Below are 14,442 nucleotides of genomic sequence, written 5' to 3'. Positions count from 1 at the left end.
AATTTGAAAATGCAAAGATACTATAAATGCATTGTTATTTACTAAAACGATGTAATGAAAAAGTCATTGCCCCTAATAAGAAAAAAGCAACAATTTGATGTAATACTCCTAATACTATGGGGACTCTAAAAATTAATGTAAATATTCCTAGCAAAAACTGGATACAAACAATAATTACTAATGTATTTAGTGAATTAGATTGAATATTGTTTTTTTTAATTCTTTTGCCTCTATACCAGATAAAGACAATAAGTCCTACAACGATATAGGCCAAATAGCGGTGTACGAACTGAACTCCGCTTTTTCCTTCTACAAAATTCTTGATTAAAGGAGATTGCTCTATATAAACCGATTCATGAATTAAAGTTCTGTCACTCATTAATGGCCAATAATTATGTAGTAAACCAGCGTCTAATCCCGCAACAAAAGCACCATAGATAATTTGAAGTAAAAGAACTGCCAATCCCCATCGAATTAGATTTCTAAATTTAATATCAATTTGTTTTTTATTAGGATATATAAGATCAAGAGCTACCCAAAATGTATATGCAAAGGTTATGAATGCTGCAGTAAGATGCATGGCAAGACGATAGTGACTTACATCGGGTCTGTCAATTAACCCGCTTTTTACCATAAACCAGCCAAGAAACCCCTGAAAGCCTCCTAATAGCATTAGTATTATAGATTTTTTTATAGTGGGTTTAGTAAGTTGCTTTCTGATTAAGAAATATACGAATGGGATGATAAATACGACACCTATAAATCTTCCTATAACTCTATGCAGCCATTCCCAGAAATAGATATCTTTAAAATCTTCGAGAGTAAATTGATGGTTTATCTTTTGATATTCGGGGTATTGTTTGTACAGATCAAATGCAGCATTCCATTCTGTTTCATTCATAGGAGGAATAGTGCCCGAAATTAATTTATAATTAGAGATCGATAGCCCAGAATGAGTAAGTCTGGTAATTCCACCAACAATAACCATAATAAAAATCAATAAGCAGCCTGTAAGCAACCAGTATATTACCTTTTTATTGTCTTTTTTCATTTTTTTTTGTTAAGAAGAATCTAAGACATGAGGAATCTTAGAATCTAAGAAAAGTATAATTTTATTAAGAATCTTTGATTTTTTTGATATAACTAACTAGCATACGCTCAATTTCTCTAGTGTTTTCGAACAAAATATTGAAGTTGTTTTCTTGAATAAAAGAAAGGTTCTTTCCTATTTCTAATTGGGTCTGTAATTCAAAAAGTGAACTGATAGCAATATTTAAAAATCTTAAATAATCATTTTTACCTAACCTTCCATAACCTTCAGCGATGTTACTAGGAACTGAAATTGATGCTCTTCTTATTTGAGAAGTTAAGCCATATAATTCTTCTTTAGGAAATGTTTTTGTTTCAAGATATATATTAGTGACTAATTCCATCGATTTTTGCCAAATTATCAGGTTTCTGAATGTACTCATAATTGATTTAGTATTAAATTAAAATTTCAAAAACTATAGTTTTATAGCCTTTGAAACTTAGATTCTTAGCTACTCTTTAGTCCTAATTCTTCTCCTTTTTTAACCATATATGCATAAGCTGCCTCATGTTCATTAGGAATTTCGCCTTCTAGAATTGCTTCTTTTATAGCTTCTTTAATGATTCCTATTTCACGAGAGGGTTTGATGTTAAAAGTATCCATAATCTCTTCTCCTGTAACTGGTGGTTGAAAGTTACGAATGTGATCTCGCTCTTCAACTTCAATCATTTTTTGCCTTACAATCTTGAAATTATTGTGATACTTTTTAAAGCGTTTAGGGTTTTTGGTAGTAATATCGGCTTCACAGAGTGTCATTAATTCTTCAATATATTCTCCTGCATCAAACACTAGTCTTCGAACTGCAGAATCTGTGACTTCTGTTGCAATCACTATAGGCCTGGAGCTCATTAATACCATTTTTTGCACAAATTTCATTTTTTCATTTAAAGGCATTTTTAAACGCTTAAAGAGTTTAAATACCATTTTTGAACCCACAAATTCATGACCATGAAAAGTCCACCCTACTTTTTTGCTAAATTTTTTGGTAGGTGCTTTACCAATATCATGAAGTAAAGCTGCCCAGCGTAACCAGAGATCATCTGTGTTTTGAGCAATATTATCTACCACTTCTAGCGTGTGGTAAAAATTATCTTTATGTCGTTGCCCTTCGACTTCATCTATACCTTTTAAATCAATTAGTTCGGGTAAGATATAACCCAAAAGACCAGTTTGTTCTAGTAATTTAAAACCTGTTGACGGCTTATCGCTTAAAATAATTTTATGTAACTCATCTACGATACGTTCTTTGGTAATGATTTTAATTCGGTCTTTGTTTTTTGCAATAGCCTCTAGTGAAGAGGATTCTATTTTGAAGTTGAGTTGCGTAGCAAAACGAATTGCTCTCATCATTCTTAAAGGATCATCAGAATAGGTAATATCAGGATTTAAAGGAGTACGGATTATTTTTGATTTAAGATCTTCTAAACCATTAAATGGGTCTAATATTTCACCATAATTTTCTGGTGATAGGTGTAAGGCAAGAGTGTTAATCGTAAAATCCCGTCTATTTTGGTCATCTTCTAAACTTCCATTTTCTACTTTGGGATTACGGCTATTTTCTACGTAAGATTCTTTTCGTGCTCCAACAAATTCTACCTCGATATCCTCGGTTTTTAGCATTGCCGTACCATAGGTTTTAAAAATCTGTACTTTGGGATTGCCAGGTAAAAGATTGGATACTTCTTTTGCTAATGCTATACCACTGCCAACAGCAACGATGTCAATATCTTTAGCAGTCTTTCTTTGCAATATATGATCTCTTACAAATCCTCCGATCACATAGCTGTCTAGTTCTAGATTTGCTGATGCTTTGGCAATTGTATCAAAAATTGGATGTTGTAAAGCTTCTTTATAATTTTTGATTTCCGACATGAATCAATTACTTCCTAATAATTTTTACGGTACTATCGCTTCCTATTTTAATAATCGAAGAAGGTTTAGCTCCTTTTTTTTGTAAAGGCAAATTTACGACATAGTCTACGCCTTCCAAAATTGCAGCAGGTATTTCTTTTAAGTTTTTTGGAGCAGGCATACCACTAATATTAGCAGAAGTGGAGACAATAGGTCGTTTAAACTTCTTAATTAGTTTTCCGCAAAAAGGATCTTTCACCACCCGAATACCTAATGTGTTATCATTTGCAATAATATTTTCTGCCACACGCAGAGGTCTGTCATAAATAATAGTAGTGGGTTTTGTAGCGTATTTTAGAATATCATAGGCTACTTCGGGAACTTCTTCTATATATTGCTGCAGCATTTTAAAATCACTAACCAAACAGATCATAGATTTGCTTTCTTCCCGTTTTTTTAAGGCGTACACCTTATCAACTGCTTCTGCATTAGTGGCGTCACAACCAATACCCCAAATCGTATCAGTAGGATAGAGGATAATTCCTCCTTTTTTTAACGTGTTGATTGCGTTTTGGGTTTCTATAGCTTGATCAGACATTAGTTTTTGAATTAATTGGTGATTATGAAAAGGTATTACTTTAAAACTTCTTTTGTAAGAAAAGTTAAAGTAGTTGTAATTATAGTTTTTGCCGGTAACATGCTTATTGTCGAAAACATTCATTTACGAATTGGCCAATTTCATTATACAAATTCTGAATGCATGACAGAAATTATTTTGTGCAAAAATAATCTTAAAACTTTAATATTATGAAAAAAATCATTTTTTTACTGTTCATAATGACAGTAATCATTTCTTGTGAAAAAGGAGATGTCAATTCTATTGAACAAGAGACAAACATCGAGTCAACTGTTGAATCAAAAACGAATAGATTTTCTTTTAAAGATTGGAATGAATTTAATGATCTTTATACTAAGTTTTCAAAATTGAGTATGGAGGAGTTAGAAATCAATTCTTTTTTCTCCTTTGATAGAGACCTTGAAGTTTCACCTGCAATTCAAGGGATTTTAAATGATGATAGTGAGTTTGAATTAGGTGGGAAAATCATTTGGTTTACTAATGGTAAATTTTATGAACTTGACGAAGGAGAAATTACCGTTCAAAAATCTAGTATAGAAAACCTTAAAGAAGTCGGGTCTGTATCTTATACCCGAATTAACCCTAAAGGAGAGACTACTAACAATGTATCAGACATAGGTGCTGTAAAAAGAGTTGTTGTGGATAATCAATATGAATTTAGAAAGCAAAGATATGTCGAGAATTGTGGTTCGGGTAACACACAAGGGCCTTCTCCAAGAGCTTTTAAATATGTACATGAAGTTTATGCAGAACATCTCAATACAGGAGGGCCTTTCGAAGTTCATTCCTATAGAATATTTTTACGAGTAAAATTAGAATATAATCGTAAACGCAGGAAATGGAGGCTTTCTGGAGAAAGAAGAGAGATTTCAATTAATTTAACGAATAACTCTTTTTTAAGAAATCACAATGGTCCTGTATCATCTCATCCAAGCGATGTTAATAATCGTTCTGTTGTATTCTCATCTGCTTGTGCTACACATCAAACCATACTCCTTAATTCTGTAACTGCTCCTGGTGAAATAGCTGGTGCACATTGGGATATTAATGTAAACGGAACCATAACAGAGAAGATGTATGGTGATGTAGAACGTAACCGATGGAGAGATCGAATTAATTGGTAGTTTGATTTGTGTTAAAAATAAATCTATCTAAAGATAAAGGGCCCCGACAGTGGAGCCCTTTATTAATTTGTATCTAAAATATGATATTACCATTATCTAAAGAAATCTAGGGTATATATCTTTTTTAGATCTTACCTTTTAACTACTGTGGCATACTGCAGATATCTCATATCCATTGCTGTAAATAGAAAAGGAATATTGTAGAGAAATGGCTTAATAGATTTTGTTTTATTGATACCTTTATGAAGTACTATTTTATACCCTAATCTCGTATACATATTTGCAATACTCTTACCTGTAAAGAATCGCAAGTGCGTTTTATCCATAATACCGTGTTCTTCATATTCCCAATTCTTTTTAAGCACTAGATTTTTTAAAGCACTATGGTATCTCATATTGGGTATCGAACTTATAATGACACCATTTTGTGATAGTTTACTTTTTATTTTTTCTAGCACCCAATATGGATCTACAAGATGTTCTAAAACATCATTAAAATAGATGGCATCAAAATGATTATCTGGTAGTTCATCAATAAATTTTTCACATTCACCAATAAAAACTTTATCGAGTACTTTTTCGGCTTTTTTTCCATGCTCTGGCATCAATTCAATACCCCAGGTTTCAGTATTGTGTTTTTCTTTAATAAAAGCAGCAAAAGTACCTTCTCCACAACCAACATCTAATACTGTTTTTGCATCTTTCGGAAAAAAAGAAAACATTTCATTTCTGATGTTATTGTAGTATCCCTCGGGTTTATTGTCATAATCCATTACTATAAATGTTTTTGGTTAATGATAATTCTTGTAATTACATTTTGTAGAAATTATTACTTTGGTTTAGGGTGCAATTACTAAATATCATGCAAATATATCGATCTATACTAAAATCACATGAATTAGTAATAGGTAATCGAAGTGTAATAATTTCTTTAAACTTTATACACAAGGTTATTTTTTTACTAATAAAATTTGATATGCATTAATTAAAATCTCCCAATCTTTTTTTAGCATATACTCTACAACCGTTTTTCCTTTACCACCACCAGGAAGCCTGCAATCATCTATTAAAACGATAGATTTATCGTGTAGTTTATCTTCGGCCAGGATAAATTCTTGTAAGTGATGCTCCTGACTTTTCTTTTGAATCTCTATATCTGTTTTTGAATAATCATAACTATCTAAGTACAAAAAGTCGATAGATTCATTAAAATTCTTTAGAAAATCTAGCGAATCTCCCAGATGCACCGTTGTACTATCTTGCAAATTTTCTTCTTGTACTGCTTTCTGAGCCCCTTGCACAGAATCTTTGCTAATATCTACAGAATGTAATTTTGCATTATTTTCTTTTGCCCATTTACCAAAAACAATTGTTGCCCCACCATCGGTTTTAGTTCCTTTAAGACCATTTCTTGATGTTCCTGTTTCAACCAATATTTTAGCATTTCGTTCATTTAACAACTGTAATGTTTTAGAAAAAGTTATTCGTCTTCTTCTAAAATTATATTTGTAGGGCATAAAAGGGTATAATGACTTATGTTTAATAAGTTTGAGGATTTTGGGAAATGCAATCCCTAATAGTACAATAAGTAAGATGATAAATAGATAATTCATTATAATGGTTTTAATATAATGCTGACAAATGTATTGATTTTAAAAATTACTTTTTTAGCAATATGATTCTTTAGTTTTAGTAAGTTTGTCTCTATTATTATTTGAAATATGAAAATAACACTGATTAGTCTTGATGTTTTGGGGATTAACGATGAAATTGCCAAGAGTCTAAAAAAGCAGGGATATGAAGTTAATCATATAAACTTTCACACTTTTAGGTATCAGTATCCTACAGTTTTTCATCGAATTTTTAATTTTATTGGGAAAACTTTTTTTAAGTATGATATAAAAAAGAATCACTTAAATAAAGAAATTCTTAAGCGATTGAATGAGATTGGGAAACAAGATAAAATCCTAATGCTTAACGCTAATTTTTTACTTCCTCAGATTATTAAAAATATAAGTTCATTTACAGAGGATTTGACAGCATTTTTTAATGATAATATAGAAAGAATACCAAAAATATTATTAGTAGCACCTTTTTTTAATGAGGTATATACTTTTGAGCCCAATGATTCAAAAAACCATAATTTTAAATTTGCAACAAATTATATTTTTGAAGAAAACAAAAATAACCTATCAATAGAACAAGAGGTTTTTAATATAAGTACGTTTAGTAAACGATCTAAAGTTATAGATAATATTGCTCTACAATTAGATGAGTTAGGGGTGTCCTATAAAATTGTTAGTTTCGGGAAAAAGAAAATCGAATCTGAAAGTAGTGTAGAATACGTTACAGAACGAATAAATATGAGAGAGGTTAATGAGTTAGTGGCGCATTCTAATGTACTTTTAGATATTCATAGAGAAGGACAAGATGGACTGTCGTTTAGAGTTTTTGAAAGTTTAGGAAACAGCAAAAAACTAATAACTACCAATGCAGCAATTGCCAACTACGATTTTTATAACCCAAATAATATCTTGATCATAGATAAAAATGATATTCAAATCCCTAAATCTTTTTTTGAAAACAAATATGAAGAAATACCAGATGAGATCTATCAAAAATATCTGGTAGATAATTGGGTAAAGAGAATTCTAAATTTATAATAAGGTGAAAAATAAAAGAGTATTTGTAGATTTTCATTACTTAAAAAACTTAAATAAAGGTTTTGGGCAATTTTCGTATCATCTGTCAAAAGCTTTTTCATCTATTGATACTGATTTGAATTATGTTTTCTATACCCCCAAAAAAGGAGGTTATAAATCAATATTTAATCAGAAGAATATTTTTGTTAAATACTATTATTCAATACATCGCCAGTTGGGCATCTTTGGTCGTAATTATATATTTCATTCTACTAACCAGCTAAGTAAAATTGAACCTTCAAATAAGAAAATCCCATACGTTTTAACCATTCATGATATTAATTTTATGTATGAGGATACCATAGATCAGAAAACGAAGGATTTTATTCAAAAAAAGATAGATAGAGCCCAAGTACTTGTGTTTGTATCACACTTTACCAAAGATGAGGTGAATAAACATTTTAATGTTACTGCATCAAAAACGCAAAAAGTAATCTATAATGGTAATTCTTTAAAAGAAACCTTGTTAGTTGATCAAGGTGAGAGTACAGATGACTATCTTTTTTGTATTACGGAAATGAGACCATACAAAAACCTGGAGAAGCTTATTTTAATGATGAACCACATTCCAGAAAAATTTAAACTCATTCTTGCAGGAAAAGGTAGTAGTGATTATGTGTTACATTTAAAAAAAATAATTCAAGAAAATAAGCTGGAAAATAGAGTCTTTTTAAAAGGTGTTGTATCCGAAGAAACAAAAATAGAACTGTTTACTAATTGTTTTGCTTTTGTATTTCCTTCTTCTAGAGAGGGATTTGGATTACCAGTGGTTGAAGCATTAAACTTTAATAAGCCTATTTTTCTTTATAATAAAACCTCGCTACCCGAAATAGGAGGAGAAGCATGTTTTTATTGGGAAGAATTAGGACCTGAATATATGGCTGATGTATTTTTAACAAAAATTGCCTATTTTGAATCTAATAGATATGTGATGGAGGAAAAAATTAAAACCCAATTAGAAAAATTTAGTTGGCAAACAGCAGCGTTAGAATACAATGAAATATACAAATCTTTGATGTGATTTATATTAAGTACCTAAGTGTATAAGCTTGTCTTATCCCCCAGAATACTAATTATCGAGGAACCGTATCAAAAAAATACTTTTGTTTAGATTATTATACATAAAGAATGCAACGTAAATTTATCATACATCCAAAATACAAATCGGTTGAAACCGAAGTGCAGAAAACAATAGCACATTTTGATGATTATCATGAGGTATTGGGAGATGCAGAACGCAATGTTATAAAAATTGTAGAGATTGAAGGCAAAAAGTATACTATCAAATCATTCAAGGTTCCTAATTTTATAAATCAGGTTGTATATCGATTCTTTAGAAAATCAAAAGCAGAAAGATCCTATAATTATGCCAATAGGTTATTAGAACTAGGAATAAAAACTCCATTCCCATTAGCCTATGATCTATATACTACCTTTTTTTTATTTAGAAAAAGCTATTATGTTAGTGAATTGCTTAATTATGACCTTACCTATCGCGAATTGGTACACGAGCCAGATTATCCAGATCACGAAGCTATTTTAAGAGCTTTTACAAGATTTACATATGATCTTCATGAAAAAGGAATCCTGTTTTTAGATCATTCTCCCGGGAATACTCTAATCGTAAAGACAAGTGCAGGATATGATTTTTATTTGGTAGACCTTAATAGGATGGAATTTAGAGATTTAGATATGGAAACCAGGATTCGTAATTTTTCGAGATTAACTCCAAAAAAGGAAATGGTTGCAATCATGTCTAATGAATATGCTAAATTAACCGGTGAGGACGAATCAACGTTATATCAAACTATGTGGGGACTTACTGAAGCATTTCAAAAGAAATATCATGATAAAATAGCCTTGAAAAGAAAAATATTTTTCTGGAAGAAAAAATATAGAGAGCATTAAAAATGAATAGTTACGATTAAATCGAAAGCCATTTTTTAAATTTCCCTAACTTTTCAATAGCAACAAATATATTACTTTCATGAGACGCAGGCTTTAAAGCTATTTTTATCCTCGACTTCGAAGAGTAATACATTTCTCCGATAGATTTTAAATGAACGATATATTTTCTGTTGATTCTAAAAAAATCTAACGGATTTAACTCTTGTTCTAGTTTTTTTAAAGAAAAATCGATAGGTATTTTCTTGCCATCCCATAGTTTAATGAAAGTTAATTTTTCGTCTGTATAAAAATAGGCAACCTGATTAATATCTATTGTTTTTAAATGGGTATTCATCTTTACCAAAAATCTCTTTTTGTATTCATGTTCAGTGTGCAAAAACAAATCTTTATATGCCGGAAGCTGTTTCTTATTCAGTAAAAAAAACTTATTTATACTACGTTGAAGGGTTTCTTTGGTAACTGGCTTTAAAAGATAATCAATACTATTTTGTTCAAAAGCTTTGATAGCATATTCAGAGTATGCGGTGGTAAATATTATAGGAACGTTAATATCCAGTATTTTAAAAATTTCAAAAGAATACCCGTCAGATAAATTAATATCTAAAAAAATGAGATCGGGATTTTCTGTAGATAGATAGTGTATAGATTCGTTTACAGAAGAAAGTACTTTTGTGATTATAATTTGATCATTAACTTCCTGAATTAAGTTTTGTAATCTAATGGCAGCAATACTTTCGTCTTCTATAATAATACTTTTTATCATAATTCAGGTTCTATTAAAGGAATATAAGCTATATAATTACCATTGATTATTTTAAAATGCGGAACCTCTGGATGCAGCATTTTATATTGATTGATTAGATTTTTTAACCCTATTCCTAATGATTTTTCATAATGATGATTTTTAGGCTGAAAGTTATTCATTACTTTAATACTATTACCTTCACTTATGATAGATATTTTTAGCGGTTTATTGCTTTCGATGATATTATGCTTTATAGCATTCTCTAGTAACAATTCTAAAGTCATAGGAGGTAGTAAAAAATTAAGTTTAGCTTCTTCGATATGATCTTCGAGAGTTATATGTTCTCCAAACCTTATTTTTTGCAAGGACATATAGGAGTATATTAGTTTAAGTTCTTTTCTTAAAGTTACTACAACTTCTTCGCTTTGGGTTAAATTATACCTGTAGATATTAGACAGCTCCTGCAAAAAATATTCGGCCTTTTTGCTGTCAATACTAATTAAGCCCAGGAGGCTATTAAAACTATTAAAAAGAAAGTGGGGGTTTAACTGTTTTTTTAGAGCTAAATATTGAGCTATAGATTTTTCGCTTTGGTATTGAGTTAGTTTTACTTTAATATCTTGTTTTTCTTTTTGAGATTCAAGAAAAATCTCAATAAAATATACAAATACGATTATAGAAAAACAGGCAAGTAATACTGCCCAAAACGCTAAATCAAAGAAAGGTTCGGGGCCTTCATCATCATTGAAAAAATAAGAACTCAACCCTTTTAAAATAAAAGTAAGCACTAGAGTTTTGAGTGTAATAACAATAGCCCAAAAACTTAAAAAGTGTACTTTGTTTCCACCTCTTATAATTTTATTTGCAATGGTGTTTTTGATATACAGCCTTGACCAAAAAACAAATAAAGTAAAAGAAAAACTCACAGGTAACAGGATTAAAGTTTCAATGATACCTTCTTCTAGACCATCGGCATAGATTTCACCAATAAGATGAAGAGCATTCAACAAAAGAATGATAAGTAGATAAAAATATACTCTGTTACTTTTCAATGTATACTATTTTAGTTTTCAGTAATGGTTACAGTATCTTCTTCTACATCTATCACATAAAAATACCCAAGGGCACGATTGCTACTATTGTCTAAATTTATCAAATTTCCTCGTATTGATGCCGGAGGAGGATTACCGACTATTGGATTTCCTAAATTTCCAGTTTGAGTAAATAATTCTTTAAGGTAATCAAAATAAGGTTCTGATATTGATAATTGTTGAGCGGTTGCTATATCCCCAATTTCAAAAAAGATATCTTCGTTAGGTTTAACCCCAATACGTTGTTTCCCATCAAAAAATTCATCAGATACGATTAGTACTTGGCTATTCCCAGGGTCAGGAACGGTAACGAACTCATTATTTTTGAAGAGTCTGTAATGGTAAAAATTTTGAACATTAATAGGATCGGTTGTATCAAATTTTACATAGTATCCTTCGTCTGCAAAAACAGTTTCTTCTTCAAACTCATAATAAAACTTATCAAATCTGGGCACTTCTGCCAGTAACATATCAGTTCCTTGATAGGTTTCTCCTTTCCATAAGATTGTAATAGTGTAGGTGTTTCCAATTTCTGGGAGTATGTCTGAGTTTTCATAAAATCCATTGTTTGTATGTTCAAAAACCCAGGAATTCGTGCCATCGGATATCGTAACCTGGGCGTCACTAACAAACGGAAAGTCTTTATTAGATAAAAAGGGGGCTGTAGTTAGTAATCTTATTTGTTGTGTGGTGACGGGAGTTTTGATATTTCGCTCTAAGCCTCCATCAATTACTAGTCGAGGGGGTGTTTCGACTAGGGAGATATCATTGGTAACATCTGTTTCACAGGAAGAAACGATTATAATTAATAATGTGAGCAGTATGGTGATTATATTTTTCATGCTAATAATTTTTAAAATTTGAATTCGTATGATATACTAGGTACGATCCCAAAGAATGATAATTTGGTTGCTTGTGTCATTCCTGTAGCTATTTCTACGTTGTTAGTTTCGCCAATTTCATTGAAATAGATCGAGGCTGCATTTTGCCTGTTATACAGATTAACAATACTGAAAATCCATTTTCCTTTTTTACCTTTTTTGGGATTTAATGTTGCCGAAATATCTAACCTGTGATATGTAGGTAATCGATTGCCATTTCTATTGTTATAATCGGCTACCACTAGTCCATTTTGTGTATACCGTCCTGTGGGGTAAGTAACGGGTCTTCCTGAGCCAAAAATGAAATTTACCCCAAAATCCCATCTACTATTAAGTTTATAAAAACCAACTAGGTTTAGTTCGTGTAATTGATCACTGTTGTTGGGGTAGTACTTATTATTGTTAACACCCAGTACTTTGTTTTCAGAACGAGCAAGAGTATAGCTCAACCATCCCGTAAGCTTTCCTTCGTTTTTATTAAGTTGTACTTCTAATCCATAAGCTCTTCCTTTTCCTTGTACAACCTGAGTTTCTATTTCTTCGGTAAATAGAAGGTCTGCTCCATCAATAAAATCGGTTACGTCTTTTAGTTTTTTATAATAAGCTTCTAGACTAAGGTCATATTTCCCCTTTTTAAAAGATTTAAAATACCCAAGTGCGAGCTGATCTGCTGATTGTGGTGATAAATATGGGCCACTGGGAGACCATATATCTAGAGGAGTAGGAGAAGTAGTATTAGAAATAAGATGTAAATATTGATACATTTTATTATAACTTAGTTTTAAAGAATTAGATTCGTTTAAGAGGTACCGAATAGAAATTCTAGGTTCTAAACCATTAAATGTTTTGATACGTTTTCCAGAACCATAATTTGTGACCTGTGTAACTTCATTTTCTTCATAGATATCCTGTTCAGCGTTATAGGTTAGAGGATTTCCTGTATTATATTCACGAATATCTTCCTTTCCTAATCTTGAGAAGTTTGACCAACGTACACCATATTGTAAACTTAAATCATCAGAAAGCTTTTGTTTTAAATCGGCATAAATACCATTTTCTAAACCAAATTTCTGACTAAATTCTTCTTCATTAATAGTAGAACCTTTAAAAGGGGATATTTTTCCTGGTTTGAAATTGTAATACGTAACATCGATACCTGTTTTAAGAGTATTATTGTTATTGATAAACCAGGATAACCTTGGTTTAAAATTATAGTTAGTAATACTGGATTTCCATCTAAACTCGGATCCTGTTCTCAAATTATCAAGGTTGTAATCGTAATTACTATAGATAGCAGAAGTTTGCAAAAAAAGTTTTTCATTAAGAATACTAGTCCAGCGTAAAGATGCTGATGTGTTTCCCCAGATGGTTCCTAAAAATTTATCTAGTTCGAATTTATCCCTGCCAAAATATCCCGATAAAAATAGACGGTTGTTTGTGCCAATATTGTAATTCGATTTAAGGTTTAGGTCATAGAAAAAAAGCGAACTATTTTTAAAATCATCAGTAAGAAAAGTAAACAAATCAATATATGACCTTCTACCTGCTAGCATATAACTTCCAGAAGCTTCTTCTTTATTGCCTTTTAATATTGGCCCTTCTATCAGTGCTTTTGCCGAAATTAAACCAACTCCTATTTCTCCGCCAAAATCTTTAGTGTTGCCTTCTCGTTGTTTAATATCTAGTACCGACGATAATCTTCCTCCATATATTGATGGGATTCCTCCTTTGTATAGCTTTGCATTTTTAATAGCATTAGAATTAAAGACAGAGAAAAAACCAAACAGATGAGAGGCGTTATAAATAGTGGCTTCGTCAAGAAGGATAAGGTTTTGATCAACAGATCCACCTCTTACATTAAACCCAGAAGAAGCTTCATTAACACTGGACACACCGGGTAATAATTGAAGTGATTTTAACACATCTGGTTCACCAAGTATGGCAGGTAGCTTTTTGATGGTTTCTCCTTTTAAGGAAATCACACTCATTTCGATCGATTCGATGTTTTTTCGAGTTGTATTAGAAGAAATCACAATCTCATCTAATTCTGCTAATTCTTCGGTAAGATCAAAATCTATTTTCTGATTACCCGTTATGCTAATCTCTTTACTAATAGTTTTATATCCTAAATAGCTAATTTCAATTTGGTGAATGCCTTTTTTTAGATGTATAGAATAAAAACCATAGTCGTTTGTGGTAGTTCCGTATGTATTATCAATAATAATATTAACTCCCAGTAGTTTTTCACCAGAAAGATTGTCTTTTACATATCCACTTATTGAAAATTTTTCCTGAGCATAACTTCCAAGACAAAATAGACAAAATAGGTATACAAGTTGTTTCTTCATATTTGATATAGTTTTAAACAATTTTTATTCAAAACTATATCTGTTATATACTATGTATTCTAAAA

14 protein-coding genes are annotated in these 14,442 nt (G+C 31.0%); 4 read left to right on the top strand and 10 right to left on the bottom strand.

What is annotated here, in order from left to right; all coding sequences use genetic code 11:
- Positions 1-34: 34 nt before the first annotated feature.
- The 4 genes from ATO12_RS21960 to ATO12_RS21945 all read right to left on the bottom strand — a co-directional run bounded on the left by ATO12_RS21960 (position 35) and on the right by ATO12_RS21945 (position 3,539).
- Positions 35-1,051: a COX15/CtaA family protein gene (locus tag ATO12_RS21960; RefSeq protein WP_034246766.1), complete on the bottom strand. Its 1,017-nt coding sequence runs from the start codon at positions 1,049-1,051 to the stop codon at positions 35-37.
- Between the two features lie 64 nt (positions 1,052-1,115).
- Positions 1,116-1,472, bottom strand: a complete 357-nt coding sequence (locus ATO12_RS21955) for a four helix bundle protein (RefSeq protein WP_034246764.1) — start codon at positions 1,470-1,472, stop codon at positions 1,116-1,118.
- A 65-nt stretch (positions 1,473-1,537) separates the two neighbouring features.
- On the bottom strand, positions 1,538-2,962 hold the full coding sequence (locus ATO12_RS21950; RefSeq protein ID WP_034246762.1) for a CCA tRNA nucleotidyltransferase: 1,425 nt from the start codon (positions 2,960-2,962) through the stop codon (positions 1,538-1,540).
- A 7-nt stretch (positions 2,963-2,969) separates the two neighbouring features.
- Positions 2,970-3,539, bottom strand: coding sequence for an L-threonylcarbamoyladenylate synthase (locus ATO12_RS21945; RefSeq protein ID WP_034246891.1), 570 nt, complete (start codon positions 3,537-3,539; stop codon positions 2,970-2,972).
- 209 nt (positions 3,540-3,748) lie between these two features.
- On the opposite strand from ATO12_RS21945, the gene ATO12_RS21940 reads away from it, so the two are divergent.
- Complete coding sequence (locus ATO12_RS21940) at positions 3,749-4,702, top strand: hypothetical protein (RefSeq protein WP_034246761.1); 954 nt, start codon at positions 3,749-3,751, stop codon at positions 4,700-4,702.
- Between the two features lie 131 nt (positions 4,703-4,833).
- Here ATO12_RS21940 and ATO12_RS21935 read toward each other — a convergent pair whose 3' ends face one another.
- Entirely contained in the window at positions 4,834-5,475 is a 642-nt protein-coding gene (locus ATO12_RS21935; protein WP_034246759.1) for a class I SAM-dependent methyltransferase, read from the bottom strand.
- Between the two features lie 177 nt (positions 5,476-5,652).
- Positions 5,653-6,315: a class I SAM-dependent methyltransferase gene (locus tag ATO12_RS21930; RefSeq protein WP_034246757.1), complete on the bottom strand. Its 663-nt coding sequence runs from the start codon at positions 6,313-6,315 to the stop codon at positions 5,653-5,655.
- A 108-nt stretch (positions 6,316-6,423) separates the two neighbouring features.
- Here ATO12_RS21930 and ATO12_RS21925 point away from each other — a divergent pair, with 108 nt between their 5' ends.
- The 3 genes from ATO12_RS21925 to ATO12_RS21915 all read left to right on the top strand — a co-directional run bounded on the left by ATO12_RS21925 (position 6,424) and on the right by ATO12_RS21915 (position 9,312).
- Positions 6,424-7,365 carry a hypothetical protein gene (locus ATO12_RS21925; RefSeq protein ID WP_034246755.1) on the top strand — a complete coding sequence of 314 codons (942 nt, stop codon included), beginning with the start codon at positions 6,424-6,426 and terminating at the stop codon, positions 7,363-7,365.
- Positions 7,366-7,369: 4 nt separating this feature from the next.
- On the top strand, positions 7,370-8,425 hold the full coding sequence (locus ATO12_RS21920; RefSeq protein WP_034246753.1) for a glycosyltransferase family 4 protein: 1,056 nt from the start codon (positions 7,370-7,372) through the stop codon (positions 8,423-8,425).
- A 107-nt stretch (positions 8,426-8,532) separates the two neighbouring features.
- Entirely contained in the window at positions 8,533-9,312 is a 780-nt protein-coding gene (locus tag ATO12_RS21915) for a lipopolysaccharide kinase InaA family protein (protein WP_034246752.1), read from the top strand.
- Between the two features lie 16 nt (positions 9,313-9,328).
- On the opposite strand, the gene ATO12_RS21910 is transcribed toward ATO12_RS21915, so the two are convergent.
- Genes ATO12_RS21910 through ATO12_RS21895 form a run of 4 tightly spaced genes read right to left on the bottom strand, consistent with a single transcriptional unit; the run spans position 9,329 to position 14,377 of the window.
- Positions 9,329-10,075, bottom strand: coding sequence for a LytR/AlgR family response regulator transcription factor (locus ATO12_RS21910; protein ID WP_034246750.1), 747 nt, complete (start codon positions 10,073-10,075; stop codon positions 9,329-9,331).
- Positions 10,072-11,109: a sensor histidine kinase gene (locus tag ATO12_RS21905; protein ID WP_081802137.1), complete on the bottom strand. Its 1,038-nt coding sequence runs from the start codon at positions 11,107-11,109 to the stop codon at positions 10,072-10,074. The genes ATO12_RS21910 and ATO12_RS21905 overlap by 4 nt, the downstream gene beginning before the upstream one ends.
- 11 nt (positions 11,110-11,120) lie before the next feature.
- Entirely contained in the window at positions 11,121-11,990 is an 870-nt protein-coding gene (locus ATO12_RS21900) for a DUF4249 domain-containing protein (RefSeq protein WP_034246748.1), read from the bottom strand.
- Positions 11,991-12,001: 11 nt separating this feature from the next.
- A complete protein-coding gene (locus ATO12_RS21895) occupies positions 12,002-14,377 on the bottom strand; it encodes a TonB-dependent receptor (protein WP_034246746.1) in 2,376 nt (791 codons plus the stop codon).
- Positions 14,378-14,442: the final 65 nt, after the last annotated feature.

Source organism: Aquimarina atlantica, from assembly GCF_000626715.1.
Taxonomy (GTDB): Bacteria; Bacteroidota; Bacteroidia; order Flavobacteriales; family Flavobacteriaceae; genus Aquimarina; species Aquimarina atlantica.
Note: the sequence above shows the minus strand (reverse complement) of the source record. Positions and strands in the feature narration are given on the sequence as shown.

Coding starts and splice junctions, on each gene's coding strand:
- ATO12_RS21930 (WP_034246757.1), bottom strand. CDS start 6,315: ATGAATTATCTATTTATCATCTTACTTATTGTACTATTAGGGATTGCA.
- ATO12_RS21895 (WP_034246746.1), bottom strand. CDS start 14,377: ATGAAGAAACAACTTGTATACCTATTTTGTCTATTTTGTCTTGGAAGT.
- ATO12_RS21915 (WP_034246752.1), top strand. CDS start 8,533: ATGCAACGTAAATTTATCATACATCCAAAATACAAATCGGTTGAAACC.
- ATO12_RS21945 (WP_034246891.1), bottom strand. CDS start 3,539: ATGTCTGATCAAGCTATAGAAACCCAAAACGCAATCAACACGTTAAAA.
- ATO12_RS21940 (WP_034246761.1), top strand. CDS start 3,749: ATGAAAAAAATCATTTTTTTACTGTTCATAATGACAGTAATCATTTCT.
- ATO12_RS21935 (WP_034246759.1), bottom strand. CDS start 5,475: ATGGATTATGACAATAAACCCGAGGGATACTACAATAACATCAGAAAT.
- ATO12_RS21910 (WP_034246750.1), bottom strand. CDS start 10,075: ATGATAAAAAGTATTATTATAGAAGACGAAAGTATTGCTGCCATTAGA.
- ATO12_RS21950 (WP_034246762.1), bottom strand. CDS start 2,962: ATGTCGGAAATCAAAAATTATAAAGAAGCTTTACAACATCCAATTTTT.
- ATO12_RS21960 (WP_034246766.1), bottom strand. CDS start 1,051: ATGAAAAAAGACAATAAAAAGGTAATATACTGGTTGCTTACAGGCTGC.
- ATO12_RS21925 (WP_034246755.1), top strand. CDS start 6,424: ATGAAAATAACACTGATTAGTCTTGATGTTTTGGGGATTAACGATGAA.
- ATO12_RS21955 (WP_034246764.1), bottom strand. CDS start 1,472: ATGAGTACATTCAGAAACCTGATAATTTGGCAAAAATCGATGGAATTA.
- ATO12_RS21900 (WP_034246748.1), bottom strand. CDS start 11,990: ATGAAAAATATAATCACCATACTGCTCACATTATTAATTATAATCGTT.